The 14,992-nt window shown below is 47.5% G+C and carries 13 protein-coding genes; all 13 read right to left on the bottom strand.

The window, feature by feature from the left end:
• Positions 1-154 precede the first annotated feature (154 nt).
• Positions 155-1,891: an ABC transporter ATP-binding protein gene (locus tag AB4Z50_RS15435; protein WP_441880602.1), complete on the bottom strand. Its 1,737-nt coding sequence runs from the start codon at positions 1,889-1,891 to the stop codon at positions 155-157.
• A gap of 43 nt (positions 1,892-1,934) precedes the next feature.
• Positions 1,935-3,698, bottom strand: coding sequence for an ABC transporter ATP-binding protein (locus tag AB4Z50_RS15430; RefSeq protein WP_441880352.1), 1,764 nt, complete (start codon positions 3,696-3,698; stop codon positions 1,935-1,937).
• A gap of 94 nt (positions 3,699-3,792) precedes the next feature.
• A complete protein-coding gene (locus AB4Z50_RS15425) occupies positions 3,793-4,227 on the bottom strand; it encodes a MarR family winged helix-turn-helix transcriptional regulator (protein ID WP_441880350.1) in 435 nt (144 codons plus the stop codon).
• A 173-nt stretch (positions 4,228-4,400) separates the two neighbouring features.
• Positions 4,401-5,477 (bottom strand): hypothetical protein, encoded by a 1,077-nt coding sequence (locus tag AB4Z50_RS15420; protein WP_441880348.1) that lies wholly within the window; start codon positions 5,475-5,477, stop codon positions 4,401-4,403.
• Positions 5,437-7,095 (bottom strand): glycoside hydrolase family 3 N-terminal domain-containing protein, encoded by a 1,659-nt coding sequence (locus AB4Z50_RS15415; RefSeq protein WP_441880346.1) that lies wholly within the window; start codon positions 7,093-7,095, stop codon positions 5,437-5,439. Before AB4Z50_RS15415 ends, AB4Z50_RS15420 begins: the two co-directional genes overlap by 41 nt.
• Before the next feature lie 19 nt (positions 7,096-7,114).
• A complete protein-coding gene (locus tag AB4Z50_RS15410) occupies positions 7,115-8,140 on the bottom strand; it encodes a zinc-binding dehydrogenase (protein ID WP_441880344.1) in 1,026 nt (341 codons plus the stop codon).
• A gap of 75 nt (positions 8,141-8,215) precedes the next feature.
• Positions 8,216-9,019, bottom strand: coding sequence for an ABC transporter permease (locus AB4Z50_RS15405; RefSeq protein WP_441880342.1), 804 nt, complete (start codon positions 9,017-9,019; stop codon positions 8,216-8,218).
• Positions 9,020-9,031: 12 nt separating this feature from the next.
• On the bottom strand, positions 9,032-9,841 hold the full coding sequence (locus AB4Z50_RS15400; protein WP_441880340.1) for an ABC transporter permease: 810 nt from the start codon (positions 9,839-9,841) through the stop codon (positions 9,032-9,034).
• Positions 9,838-10,821, bottom strand: coding sequence for an ABC transporter ATP-binding protein (locus AB4Z50_RS15395; RefSeq protein WP_441880338.1), 984 nt, complete (start codon positions 10,819-10,821; stop codon positions 9,838-9,840). The genes AB4Z50_RS15400 and AB4Z50_RS15395 overlap by 4 nt, the downstream gene beginning before the upstream one ends.
• A gap of 16 nt (positions 10,822-10,837) precedes the next feature.
• Positions 10,838-12,013, bottom strand: a complete 1,176-nt coding sequence (locus AB4Z50_RS15390) for a radical SAM protein (protein WP_441880336.1) — start codon at positions 12,011-12,013, stop codon at positions 10,838-10,840.
• Entirely contained in the window at positions 11,985-13,091 is a 1,107-nt protein-coding gene (locus AB4Z50_RS15385; protein WP_441880334.1) for a hypothetical protein, read from the bottom strand. Before AB4Z50_RS15385 ends, AB4Z50_RS15390 begins: the two co-directional genes overlap by 29 nt.
• 22 nt (positions 13,092-13,113) lie before the next feature.
• On the bottom strand, positions 13,114-14,589 hold the full coding sequence (locus tag AB4Z50_RS15380; RefSeq protein ID WP_441880332.1) for a hypothetical protein: 1,476 nt from the start codon (positions 14,587-14,589) through the stop codon (positions 13,114-13,116).
• On the bottom strand, positions 14,576-14,851 hold the full coding sequence (locus tag AB4Z50_RS15375; RefSeq protein WP_339204325.1) for an acyl carrier protein: 276 nt from the start codon (positions 14,849-14,851) through the stop codon (positions 14,576-14,578). The genes AB4Z50_RS15380 and AB4Z50_RS15375 overlap by 14 nt, the downstream gene beginning before the upstream one ends.
• Positions 14,852-14,992: the final 141 nt, after the last annotated feature.

Raw genomic sequence — 14,992 nt, 5'->3', positions numbered from 1 at the left:
GAGTAGGAAATACAAAAAAAACCGATCTCATTCGATCGGGTTTTCTATTTCCGCGGAATTAATTCATCGTACTTGCCCCAGCRCCTCTCTAATTTCTACACTATGGATTGACGACTATTCCACGATTTTTAGTTTTTTTGAAGTACATGCCCCTTTACAAAGCCGCTTCCGCAGTCTCAAACTGGCTATTGTACAATTCAGCATAGAAGCCGTTTGCCGCAAGCAGCTCGTAATGATTGCCGCTTTCGATAATATCGCCGTCCTTCATGACGAGAATAATATCGGCATTCTTGATCGTAGACAACCTGTGCGCGATAACAAAAGAAGTTCGTCCTGCCATCAACCGGTCCATCGCTTCCTGAATGAGAAGCTCCGTTCTCGTATCGACGGAACTTGTTGCCTCGTCGAGGATGAGCAGCGGGGCGTTCGCAATGAGCGCTCTTGCAATCGTGATGAGCTGTTTCTGGCCTGCAGAAAGATTCACCTGCTCGTTCAATACCGTGTCGTAGCCATGCGTCAAGGTTCGAACAAAATGATCAATGCCGACGGCCTTGCAAACTTCCTTCACGTCGGCATCGGTAACCCCTTGCTTGTTGAAGACGATATTTTCTTTGATCGTCCCCTCGAACAGCCATGTATCCTGAAGCACCATACAGAACTGTTCATGAACATTTTCCCGAGGAAGCTCATGGATCGGAACGCCATCGATGGCGATTTCCCCGCCATTCAGCTCATAGAACCGCATCAACAAATTGACGATTGTCGTCTTCCCGGCACCCGTCGGTCCTACGATGGCGATCTTCTGACCAGGCAATGCACGGGCTGAGAAATCATTAATGATGAGCTTATTCGGATCATATCCGAAGGAAACATTCCTGAACTCTACCTGCCCCTTAACATCCTTAAGCACTTTCGATTTATGGTTCTCGTCCTCGAGCTCTTTCTCTTCCAAAAACTCAAAAACGCGCGCGGCTGCGGCTGCAGTCGATTGCAGACTTGTCGCGACCTGTGCAATTTGCCCCAAGGGCTGCGTGAACAAACGAACATAAAGCATGAAAGCAACGATGACACCAAACGAAATTTGACCATTCATCGCTAATGCTCCGCCGACAATACAGACCGACACATAACCGAAGTTTCCGACAAACATCATGAGCGGCATCGTCAAGCCGGATAAAAATTGCGACTTCCATGAGCTTTCATATAATTTAGCGTTGATTTCATTAAAGGTTTCCTTCGCTTTCCTCTCGCCATTATAGACCTTAACAACATCGTAGCCTGAGAATATTTCCTCGACATGGCCATTCATCGCGCCAAGGTTTGCCTGCTGGTGAACGAAATGCGTTTGGGACTTTTTGATCATCACGGTCATGAAGCCAAATCCTAGAAATGTCGAAATGATCGCCGTCAACGTCATCCACACGTTGGTATAGAACATCATGACCAATGAACCGACCAGCATGGTGACGGAAGTGACAAGCATCCCGACGCTCTGATTCATCGTTTGTCCAATCGTATCGATATCGTTCGTGACGCGGCTCAGCACGTCGCCATTGCTGGTGGAATCGAAATACTTTAGTGGAAGCTTGTTAATCTTCTTGGAGATGCGGGTACGCAAGCTTCTCGACACCTTCTGCGTTACCGTAGCCATAATATAACCTTGGAAGAACGAGAAGATGACGCTTAATCCATATAGAACGGCAAGCAGTATACCAATGCTGCTAACCGCATCCATGTCAATTTCACCCATTAACCCCTCAGTAATGTGATCCGTCATGTCTTTCAGCTTCCCTGGCCCAACAATCGTAAATATCGTGCCCACAACGGACAGCAGCAGTGCCATGATAATAAGAGGAAGATACGGCTTGCAATACGCGACGAGCTTGCCCATTGTGCCTTTGAAATCGATGTTTTGCTTAGTTGCGACCTGTTCTTTAGCCAATTTCAAGCTCCTCCTTCGATAACTGAGAGTTCGCGATCTGACGATATACCTCGCAGGTCTGAAGCAGTTCTTGATGTGTGCCTCTTCCTACTATCTTGCCTTCGTCAAGAACGAGTATGAGATCGGCTTCCTTAATCGTTCCGATTCTCTGCCCCACAATTAGATTAGTAGCTCCAGCTGTTTCTTGATTCAGCATGGAACGCAGCTCGCGGTCGGTCTTGTAATCAAGTGCAGAGAAGGAGTCGTCAAAAATGTAAATGTCCGGCTTACGATAGATAGCCCTAGCGATGGATAAGCGCTGCTTCTGTCCGCCGGACAAATTCGAGCCGCCTTGCGAGATGCTTCCCTCATACCCGCCTTCCAGCTTCTCGACAAACTCTTGTCCCTTAGCGATCGCTACCGCTTTCTTCACATCGTCCGCCGATCCAGCCACTTGCCCATTATCGCCATAGGCGACGTTGGACGTCACTGTTCCGCTGAACAATACAGCTTTCTGAGGAACATAACCAAGCTTGTTATGCAGATCTTTCAGTGAGTAATCCTTCACGTTCATTCCCGCAACAAGCACTTCGCCGTCCGTTACATCGTAAAACCTCGGAATTAAGTTCATCATTGTACTCTTACCGCTGCCCGTGGAGCCGATAAACGCAACCGTCTCGCCCCTACGTGCAACGAAGCTGATATCTCTAAGCACATATTCATCCGAATCCGCATACTTGAAGCTGACATTCCGAAATTCAATTTCTCCTGCTTTCGCGGCATTAGTCGATTTCGAACTACCATCCTTGATGCTAGGTTCTGTATTTAATACTTCCATGACACGCTTGGCAGCAACCGAAGCCCGCGGCAGCATGAAGAAAACCATCGACAGCATCATAAAGGCCATGACGATCTGCATGGCATAGGACGAGAAAATGACCATGTCGCTGAACAAGCCTAATCTAGCTGCTGTATCCGCTCCATTAATCAGATACGCACCGATCCAATAAATCGCCAAGCTTAATCCGCTCATGATTAGGCTCATGACCGGCATCATTAATGCCATTAATCGGCTGGTGAATAGATTCGCATCGGTTAACTCCCGATTTGCGTACTCGAACTTCGCTTCTTGGCTCGGTCCAGCATTATAAGCACGAATAACACGCAGACCATGAAGCCCTTCTCTCGTTACTCGGTTCAGTTGATCCGTTAGTCCTTGAATCATTCTGAACTTCGGCATGGCGAACAAAATAACGATCGCGATCATGAGAAGAAGCAGTGCAACCGAAATACCGGACGAGAGCGTCCATTGCCAGCTCTTGCTTGAGATTTTCACAATTGCCCAGCCCGCCAGAATAGGCGCTTTAATCATGACCTGCAGCCCCATCGCCACAATCGTTTGTACTTGCGTAATATCGTTCGTGGAACGCGTAATGAGGCTTGCTGTTGAAAATTGATTCATCTCGGCCATTGAGAATGATTCAACCTTGTCGAAGAGCAGGCTTCTAAGCCTCTTAGCGAGCGATGCAGCGCTCTTCGCGACCAAATAAACAACGATGAAGGATGCAATTAAGCTTCCAATGGCACACAGCATCATGTAGGCGCCTGGCTCCCATACCTCGCTTAAGGAGCTGCCTTCCGTCTGCACCAGCTTTGTGATTTCTGCCAAATAATCGGGAAGCTTGAGATCGAGCCATACCTGGAACACGATAAATGCAGTACTGATGACGATAAACCAAACATTTTTTGGATTGAAATACTTCAAAATCTTAAGCATTTATCAAACGCTCCTTCTCCATGTTGTTAGCCATAGAACTGTAAGCCTACTAACTATATTACAATAATGAAAGCCGCTCTAACAACTTCGACGACTACTCCAAATTCTTTTTGATTTTATCGAGCACATTAAAAAAAATATCCATCTCCTCTTGTGATAGACCTTTCTTAATTTCACGCTCCAATTCAACGTATTTTAAAATAATGGCTTCATGGTATTCAATAGCTTTTGGCGTAAGAATAATCCTCTTTAGTCTTGCATCATAAGGAACAGACTCTCTCGTTATAAGATTATTTTTCTCCATCAATTGCAAAATCTTACTCGCGGTCGAACGCCGAATCGTGAACTGGCTCTCGAAATCGCGTTGAAAAATCTCCTTGTGCTGGTTCTCAACAAAGTACCTCAGCACCCATCCATGCATGCCAGTCAATTGATCGCCATATTTTTGACTCATAAACCCGCTAACCTGTCTATGCAGCATATTTCTTAGCGTTCTAAGTTCGAGCGCAACTGATCGATCTTTGTTCATTTTCGCCCCCCTTTACCTATCATCTCCAGCTCTTTCCTCATTTTATCACAATTATTGTTAGTCAACTAACATTAATTATACATTAGAAGCTTTTTACCACAATGAACATCAAAGAGGAGCTGACCTCGCGGCAGCTCCCTCCTACTAGCTCATCCTTATAACATTTTAGATAGCTATCTACTTTCTACATAAGTCTTATTCGATTTCGATGGCACTTCTAGAAGTTTAATTAATTTAAGCAAAAGAACAGGCTCTTCTTCTCGGAATTGGTCAAAGCGGACCCTCAACCGTTTAAATACTTCCTTATCTTCGCGAATAACATGGCGAATGTATTGATCTCTCAGCTTCATCGCCCGTTTTGTTATATCCTTGTAGCCTTCCACAAGCTCTTCGTCATAAAGGATTATCCCCTCTTCTACAAGATATCCGATTCGCTCGCTCATCATTTTTTTATGCTCCCAGAGAATGTGAAGATGTCTCGCATCGTTGCGGTCACCCAGCCTAGAATCGTTTTGCTCTACAGCATCAAAGTACATTTGCAGATAGTCATACACCTTGATTCCGAAAGCTTCCTCGTCTGGATTATAATTAATTCGGTTTAAATGAGTCTCTCCATTAACATAATCGAGCAGCTGGTCGATCGCGGCCGTTTTATCAAAAGGATAAGCAGAATGCGGTGCGTATTTGTAAAAATACGTATGATGATCAGACGTGAGTTTCTCCTTCAAAAGCTTTCGCATAGAACCTGCAGCATCCTGAAACTCTTGGAATGGGATCTTCACATTACGGTACACCCCTGTATGATCGAACATGGAAGCATCGAACATATTTTCCTCCCAGTCAAAACCGTACAGAAAAAGATGATGAGGGAACGGCTCTTTCTGATAAGAAGCTGCCGGTGACAGCTTGGCTTCGTCCACAAACACAATGCAGTAATAGCCGCTGCGGATCTGATCCGTGAAAAATTTCGGCCAGTCATCCAATGCCAAATTGTCTAGAATCGTATAATTCACAGAGCATGTTAGAAGAAACGGGTTATTGAAATTCAACTCGTTTGGCTTGCCCCGAAAAAAATCGATAAAATATTGCCTGCCGTCCTCCAGAAATTTAGTGGTACAGGATAACTGGATAAAGTTGCTGTAATACCAAGGAATCGTTTCTTCGTGGACGCTGGTGATTGAAAGGGTGTAGGCCCATCGTAAAAATCCTTTAAGTGGCGGATTCAACACGGGAAGCTGTACCGCGTTCATATGATTCACCTCCTTCTAATGAGTATTCGGGAATCGTAACCGGTAAAGTTCCTTCAGGCTTAAGCCTGCCTAGTAAAACGCTAGAAAGGGCCTGCAATGTTAGCGGATGATGCTCATAACAGGCTAGGAAACCTTTAGCTTCTGGAAATGCCGCGAGATCAACGGGGTTGCGAAGGGAGATCGGAATGACTTTGTTCCCTCCTACCAGAAGCTTACGAACCAAAACGGTCTGCCCGTGATTAGAAGCCGTATGGAATATTCCCACGACGATCTGCCCATATCCTTCTGCTCCGGAGACCAAATCCGTAATCTCATCCGTACTCGGACTAGTCCTATACAAACGCTCCGTGAACTTTGCCTTCATTAAAGGATTTAGAAAGCTGCCGAGGGTATCATCGTATATCGGCTCATCCTCAGACTTGCAAGCAGCCGCCATCTGCGGCCAAAGCACTAGCGTGTCGACTTCAGAAGACAACAGGCAAAAATTTGGTTCACGGTTCACCGAGGTAATGCTTTTCTCGCGAAGCAGCTTAATCGTCCGATGTGTTTGCGAATGATCGAGATAGGTCTGCGTTTCTTCCCAGCTGCGCTCTCGCAGCTTTCCGATGCGGAGCTCCTTAAGGAGAAGAATACGCTCCACGGATGCATCAATCCGATCTTCAGGCAGACGCCCATCTGCTACCGCATGTTCCAGTGCAGCTGCCGCCTCCAGCTGGCTTTCGTACGTATGGCTGACGAGAAGAAGATCTGCTCCAGCAAGTACGGCTCTTACGACTGCCTCCCCGACGCCAATGCCTTGCGTTACAGCGTTCATTTCCATGCAATCCGTCACGATAAGCCCCTTGAAATCCAGCTCTTCCCGTAGCAGACCCGTCAATACTTCATGAGAATGTGTGGCTGGAACAGACAAACCGCCGCTTAGCAATGGAATCCCGACATGGGCAGTCATTACGGCTTCGGCCCCTGCCCGCGCACAGCGCCGAAACGGTACGAGCTCGACAGACCGCAGACGCTCAAGAGAATGCCTCACGACCGGCAGCTCTGCGTGCGAATCTACCTCCGTATCGCCATGCCCAGGAAAATGCTTAATAACAGAGACGATGCCTCCATCCTGAAAGCCCAGCATTGCGGCGATCCCAAGCTCAGCAACAAGTTCAGCATCATCGCCGTATGCCCGGACATCAATAATCGGATTTCGCGGATTGACGTTAATATCGACCACCGGCGCGAAATTCATATTGATGCCTAGCAACTTCAGCTCCTTTGCCGTTCCCTTTGCAGCTTCATAGAGCAGCAAAGGATCACGTGCCGCTCCCAAAGCCATCGCCGCTGGCAGCTGTGCAAGTCCCTGTCTTAATCGGACGACCATGCCACCTTCCTGATCTGTTCCGATCCAGAGCGGTATGCCTGTTGCACCCGCAGCCATTTGTTGGAGTTTCTTCGTTAAAGCAAATGCCTGCTCAGGGTTGTCCAAATTACGGGAAAAGAACACGACTCCCCCAATGAAATGGTTTTGCAAGAGGTCGCCAATATTCGCATCCGGCGTAAGTCCCTCGAAGCCTACCATAAGCAGCTGCCCAATTTTCTCTTTCATCGTAAGCTGGCTACAAGCTCTCATCTGCATTCCTCCTCTGACATTACAATTGCGTCCAATCGAATAAAACGCCTAACAAATCAGGCTTACTCCCGGAGAGCCGGGAATAAACCGATACAGCTTCGAGCGGGCTTGCTTCTTCCGTTATGAGACTTGCGACGTCCAATTTCCCACGACGGATAGATTCAAATATGAACATGTTCATATCCTCCTCCGTCCAGCCATTAAAACCTTCCATCATTCGGCCGTGAATGCCTAATATGCTGACCGAATTGAAAACGACTTTGGGACCGATCGTCTGTTTTGAAGGCTCTGTCGAGTCACCTAGCAGAATGACTTTTCCGAGGTCTCGTGTTAACTGCGTACAGTAGGACAGTACCGCATAAGAACCCGTCACATCATATATCGTGTCCAGCATTTTGCCATCAGTAAGTTGTTCTACCGCTCCGAATGCTTCGGCTACCGTAAGATTCAGCAGATCGGTCGCACCGCTTCTAAGGGCTTGGTTCAGGCGGGTGCTTTCCGGAGCAATCGCAATAATCTGCCTTGCACCACTGGAATTCAGATACTGAATGACAAGCTGGCCGATAAGACCGAGTCCAACAACTCCCACTCTTTCACCAAAGGCGGGTTCTGCGCGCAGAATCCCTAGAAGAGCAACCTTCGCGATCTGTGTAAAAACCGCCTCTTCGTCACGGATTGAATCTGGTATAATTGCCGCTTCCTTATAGTCTGCGAGGAAATATTGTCGGTGACCAGCCGGGCAGATGAGCCGATCGCCGGGCTTTATTCCCTCCACTCCAATGCCTGTCTCCAGCACTTGCGCCGCCATCGAGTAACCGGGATAGAATGGATACCGAACCCAAGATGACCAGACCGTTCCTTCATCGAAACGCCCCTTTAGACAAGCCAGCTCCGTTCCTGTACTTATTAGTGATTTTTTGGCTGCACATAAAATTTGTCCTCGTCCTGGCTTCGGCACCTGTTCCTCTATAAGCTCAATTCGATCTGGCTCCTGAAAAACGCAATTTATCGAGGTACGGCCTTGCGTTGTCGCCATGTCCGGCATGCGATGACACTTCCTTTTCTAGGCATGGGATATAGATGCTGATATTTGTAGTTTCCTTATGATCGCAAAACCATCTTAACTGCTCGCGCTGCTATATCCCTTCACAGCCTGATTCCAAAGCAGCCGTACAGCTGCGAAGAGCAGAAGCGATCCGATCAGCGCCATTCCTGCATATAACCAGCTGAGCTGTCCAAGCAGGAACATCGGTCCGAAATTAGTAATAAGAAACAGCGGAATAACGAAGGTTCCGATTCTGCGAACCCAAACAGGATAAATAGCCATAGGGAAATTGTTGGCATCCCAGGCGGAATGGGCGATATCCGACATAGCCCCCGTCTGGACGACCCAGAATGAAAGCAGCGCTGGGATAATCATTAGGCAATACGTGATGACAACGGAGACCAACAGCATTAAGGCAAATCCCGCAAGTTGAAGGAACGACAACGGAATATCCATCGCATGCCAGCCGATACCGACCATAGTGAAACCGACCAAAATATCAGGAATTGGCAGCGCCAGATCGACGTATCGCAATGATGCCATGAACTGCAGGGAAACGGGCTTCGTAATCATCAAATCAAGCGAGCCGTCTTTAATATACTCAGGAATTTTCATGAAATTTGTAAAAAATAACCCGACATAAATTCCCGTTACGACGGTGTGCATGCCTATAAATAGGAGCAGCCCTTCGGGCGGTATGCCTTCTACATGTAGATCAGTGCGGAACACGACGAGCACATACAAAAGCTTGGCAAGCAGATAGACAGATTCGACAAGCAGGCTCATCACAAAATTGCCCCGAAACTCCATCTGAGCGATGAGACAATTTTTGATAAACATACCGTACAGGCGCAAGTATTTTCTCGCAATTTTAAACATATGGAACGTCTGCTACCCCCCGACCGCCGAATATTTCTTTATGGATACGCGCCACGTTAGACGGGAAATGAGCAAGAAGAGCAATATCCATCCACCTTGAATAAACAGCCCCTGATACATAGCCATCGTCCCTGTTTTACCGCTCAGAACATTCACCGGAAAATAAATGGTATACGGAAAAGGAGTATATTGAAGCGCCTTTACAACCGATTCCCCGAAAATTTCCAAGGGGAACATGCCACCGCTCAAAATATTGACTAGCAAACTTGTAATCACAAAAAAGTATGAGATTTCATGCAAATAAAACGCGCTGGCGCAAATGCAGTAGGCGATCAAAAAGTTGAGCAGAAGCGCACCCCACAGCGTCACAGCGAACAAGATTATACGAACGACCTGGATATCTAGCACATCCCTAGCAGCTGAAATCCAGATAATACAAATAAGAAAAAGTGCAGTAATACCGTAATAGATCGCCTTTTGACCGATAAAAGATATCAGCCGGTATCCGAAGTAGCTGACTGGCTTAATCAAATATTTGTTAAGGCCGCCATTCTTAATATCGTCAGCAATCTGATGCTCAAACTGGGTAGCAATCAGCTTGGATACCAGCCCTGCCAAGATCGTATACAAAATAATTTGACCATACGAATACGAGAACAACGCCGCCTTGCCGGAATGTTCGTACACCGCCGTCCAAATAAAATATTGAACAAGAATCGGAAAAGCAGCCCCAAGAAGACCAAGAAAGAAGTGAAATCGGTACTCCATTGAATGCTGGACGCCCACCCTAAAAACGGCCATGTACAATCTGCTTCTGTTCATCCTACGGCTTCCTTGCGATAGAGCATGGAAATGCTCTCCTCGATCGGTACGTCTTCTATCGTCCAGTCGATGATTGGAAACGAATCGAGCACGGCGCGCGACACTTCCTTCAAGCGATGCTTGGGCAGCTCTAGAACAACGTTGTATTCGTCTCCGCTTACAATTTTCCCGAATTTGGCCAGCCGCTGCTGGGCAACAGGTTCGGAGAAGTGCAGCCTTATAATTTTCTGCTCGCCAAACAGATCGTTGATCTTGTGAAGATCGCCATCATATAGAAGACTTCCTTCATTAATAATGATCGTCCGCTTGCAGAGGTCCTCCACATCCTTCATGTAGTGGCTCGTAAGCAAAATCGTCGCACCAAACTGCTCATTGTAGTATTTCAGAAACTCTCTAACCTTCTTCTGGGAGGGGAAATCAAGCCCGATCGTCGGTTCATCGAGATAAAGCAGCCTAGGGCGGTGGATAAGCGCGGCGATCAGCTCCATTTTCATCCGTTCGCCCAGCGACAGCCTGCGCACCTGCACGTTCAGAAGATCCTGCACATCTAGCATTTCCGATAGCTCAGCAAGACTCCGATGGTAGAGAGCATCCTCGACGTCATAAATGCATTTGTTCAAATAAATCGATTCACTAGCTGGAAGGTCCCACCAGAGCTGATTTTTCTGCCCCATCACAATGGAAAAAAGCCGTTTGAACTCATTCTTCCGCTCCCATGGCACATAGCCAAATACATCGGCTTCTCCGCCTGTCGGATAAAGAATGCCAGACAGCATTTTGAGCGTTGTTGTTTTACCCGCCCCGTTAGGTCCGAGAAATCCGACGCATTCGCCGGGGCCTATGTCAAAAGAAAGCGATTTGACCGCTTCCTTCACCAGCGACTTGCGAGCAAATAAATTTTTCAGCGAATTTTTAAGCCCCGCTGCTTTTCGGTAGTACATGAACGATTTGTGCAGCTCCCGCACACGGATATAGTCCATCCCCGTTCCTCCTGGCTTAAGCTCCATTGTTGTACAGCAACACACACTTAGAGCATATCGGCATTAAACCGCAAGCAACAATTTCGCGCTGTTTCCGAAGATCTTCACCGTGAAAAACATCGGCTACGCTTTCCTCGTACAAATTGCCAACACTGAATTCCGGGAAAAATTTGCACGGATTCACTTTGCCGTCCGGCATCACATCCATCCGATTCGAGATCGAAAAGCACTTCGTACGATTCATAGCCGGTTTCTCGCTGCCCCGAATAAATCCTTCCACCTCTTCGGGCTCCAGCGCAGGCTGATAACGGACACGCACATTCCAAATTCGGGAATTCACGCGTTTAAGCTCTTCGAGCAAAATATCAAAATTGTCTGGCGAGATGTGAAACGTGAAGGAGTGCCAACTATTCTTGTGATCGTCTGCAAAGCGAGAGGCAAGGTGCGGGAAATGAGCATCGAAGTAGGTGTCCATTCTATCCGCCGTATCAGAAGGGATATACCAGGGGAAGCAGAAATAGACAGAATCTACGCCCATCTCTTCAAAAAATTCCATAAAGCTGTAAAGCTTGCCGACCATCTGGTCGTTAACCGTCAAGGCCACAGAAACCTTGCCTTTATATATACCCTGCTTTTTCAGATCTAGCAGCAGCTGAATCGCATGGATTACTTTTTTAAACGTGCCTTTACCTCGGATCGCGTCATTTTCCTTCTCGAAGCCTTCAAGGCTGACCAGCATGACCAGATTTTCTGACATTTTCAGAATGGAATCCAGCTTCTGCTCAATGAGAATCGCATTCGTGCAAATCGTCGTGTAACGCTCTTCTTTGGATAGCAGCTCTGCCAGCTCATCGAATTTGGAGTAAAATAACGGTTCGCCGCCCCACAGGAAAACACGTGATTTGCGTGCTCTTGTTTCAGCCAAAATCTTCTCCACGACGGGAATATCGATTTCATCTTTCTTCACTTCTTTGGCAAAACCGTGATGGAAGCCATCCGGATTCCACTCAAAGCAATGTGTGCAGCGTAGGTTGCAGCCATTATTAAGCTTGATTCCTATCTCATAAGGCACGGGTGCTGCATAAGTTGGATCATCTCTGCGCTTCCTTCCGGTTTCCGCGAGCGGAACCAGCGTTCTTTTCATATTACGAAACGTGATTTGGTCAAACGTAACTGCTGTTTTCGGCTGCATAGGTGATCCTCCCGAAATGGTTAATTTTTGACCGCTGCTCTAACAATCGTCTGCAAGTCTCCTCGAGCAAATGCTCCGAAAAACGTTGGTTTTTCCACTCCGTAAAGCGGATTCCGAGTCCACAAGATTCCCAATAGGTTGAATTATGAAGCTCATGGTCGCCGAACGGCTCCAACATGACAAAAGGGATTCCAAGCGACAACGAATCGTTCAAAGTCGCTCCCCCCGGCTTACTGATGATCGCCCAGCAATTGCGCATCAGCTCGGTGTAAGCTGAGTAATCCTTGAGGGGATACTCCCTGAGAATTCCGTCTTCACGGATATACTGAATCATAGGCGGGAAAGAATGTCTCCCTTGTTTATCCCTGCTCCACGGATCCCAGGAGACCTCCGTCCCAAAATATCGCGTGATCCCGTCGTCCTCCTCCACCTCTGAAGGATCGTAAACAATGACATCCAGACGATGTCCGAGCATTCGAAGTTCTGAGATCGTCATGGCATAGGTGCCGATTCCCCAGCCACCGCCATGGATCAGAATGCGTCCGGCGCGCTGCCAGAAAGGCAAAGGCTCCGCTTCGTCTGAAGCGATGTAACTGCCCGGAGACTTTTTTTGAAGCTCGTAAAACCAAACGTTCTTATAGATGGGGTACAACTGCTTATGTGCCTTAAACGACGGGGTATCCCACGCATCCAGTCGGATCAGCCGAATGTCCAATTGCTTGATAGAATCTGCCTTGTAACGCTCCAGTATAGGCAGCCAGAAACCCGTAAACACCGCAAAACGGGTGACATCGGCCTGTTTCCAAGCGTTCAGCAGCCTTTGAACCTCTACCTCGTCCAAGGAATTTTCAACGGGTTTGGCCAGCTTATGCCCCATAAGAGCAACGGCGAAATCCGCATGAAATGCTTTTTTGGTGGATCTGATCTTGCTTCGCACTTTCTCGTCATACAAGCTCTCCAGAACGTAAATATCCGTTTCGACTCCTATGCATTGCAGGTACGTATGCAGATGCATAGCCGGAATGTACGCGCCGAGCGAATTACCCGACGCCAGCAAAACAACTGAAGATGAATTCATGCTCAGCTCCCGCGTTCCAAATTTAGTTGTACACTTTAACCGATAAGTCGGCGAGCACCTGTCGCAAGCTGTTAATCAGTTCGCTGCGGTGTTCATCATCTCGGCCTACGACCGAGACATAAAGCCGTCCCTTCGGCATGCCTCGTTTGTTTTGCGTTCCCTCCGCCATTCGGCGGCGAGTCAGAATCTCGTTTATCATTACGGTATTGGATGATAGAGGAACAACCCCGTACCCTGAGGGGGTTGTCAACAGAAGTTCAGATGTGTGCAGTGCGTGCAGTAGAGTGCCAAACTCGAAGCCTTCCGGTAATCCGAGGGATAAAAACGTAAGCCAGCCGCTATGTCCGTACGTTTCCCAACATTTATCGAGATACGCGTTAATAAGTCCCATGGACTTGCGGGCGTTAATCTCTACAATCGATACGACTTTTCCGTCCTCCAATATCATGGAGTCAAAGCAGACAAAGCCGTGGTAGCCGTCTCCCGCCAGCAGCCGGAGCGCCTTCTCCATCACGTTGAAATAGCCAGCGTTCTCCAACATGCTGATAAAAACTTCATCCGCTTTGATAGACCCGCTGTAGTTTTGCTGGTGATTAATCATCCGCTGAACTGAAATGAACTCCGCCTCGCCACTCTCCTTGATGAACCAGTGAGAGCTGAAGTCGGTCTTTTTCTTTAGCAGCGGTTCAAGCAGGAATTGAGAGCGCAAACCTCTTTCCTCCTGTTTCTGCAAGTGATCCGTTATTCTTCGCTGCATGGATTCGCTGTCAATGAGCATATTGCCTTTGCCAGCAACGCCGAAGGGATCTTTCAATAAATAATGTCCTTGCTTCAATAGAGCACTGCCGACCGTCTCTATTTCTGCTGCGCTGTTCGCCTCCATGCCGCAGCACTTCTCGCCTATTCTAACCAAAAGCCTGTTGGAATACAGCTTTGAATTAACACGTACAACCGTCTCTAGATCTGGCAAGGAACCGCTAGGTTCGGCGGCGTATAGGTACGCTTCCGTATCCGATGTTATGGCATACGGGGACACCATTTTGGCAGCACTGGAGAACATCTCTTCGCCTTGTGATTTCATCTGCTGCAAAACCACACCCTCGGGGAAACCGGAACCGGTCGTCTGAAGCACTTTGTTTGCCGATTTGGTGAGCCTTGCTTGATCGGCCGCAAGCCTGAACATGCAAGATTTAAATATGTCCGGTTCGGGCAAGGGATCCTTCTCATCATACAAATCATAGTGATAACGAGTTCCAAACGAAAAACCTAGCCCATTTAGATACTCATGCAGTGCCGGGTTGATTTTGCAACGGCTGTAGAGGATATCATTAGGCCCGCAAAACGGAAAGAGCAGCTCATCCATGCACAGGACAATGGACTCACTATCCTTGTCCGGCATAGCGGGCAGCCGGGCCAGATCAGGATCTCTCCACCTCGTTTCGGGGTCGAAGGTACCCATAACCATTTTCGCCATCACGTTGGCTTTACGACTTTGCATCTTCGTACAACGGCTGGCCTTGCGGCTGGCAGCTTTTCACAAACTGAATAAAAGCTCCGATCGACTGGAGATGCTCATAATCGAATTCGTCATAGTCAATGGCCACATTCAACTGATCCTCGACTTGGAGCATAAACTGGATCATTTGCAAAGAATCAAGGCCAATATCATTGTTCAGATTCGTTTCAGGGGAGAGGGAATGGCGGAGTTCCGGCTGGTCTTCTTTGATCATGCACAAAATATCAGCGATTTTATCGAACATTACTACACTCCTTTAAAGGTTTAATGTATGAGGAGCATCCGAATCCTCACTTTCACAAATTCCAACCAAACAAAAGTAAATTCTTGTTTATCCCTCCAATTCCTATAAATTACAATTATTATCATGCTCTAGCAAGAATCT

Origin of the sequence: Paenibacillus sp. 2TAB26, assembly GCF_052115145.1 — a bacterium.
Classification (GTDB): Bacteria; Bacillota; Bacilli; order Paenibacillales; family Paenibacillaceae; genus Pristimantibacillus.
The sequence above is the reverse complement of the archived record's forward strand: the minus strand, read 5'-3'. Positions and strand labels throughout refer to the sequence as shown.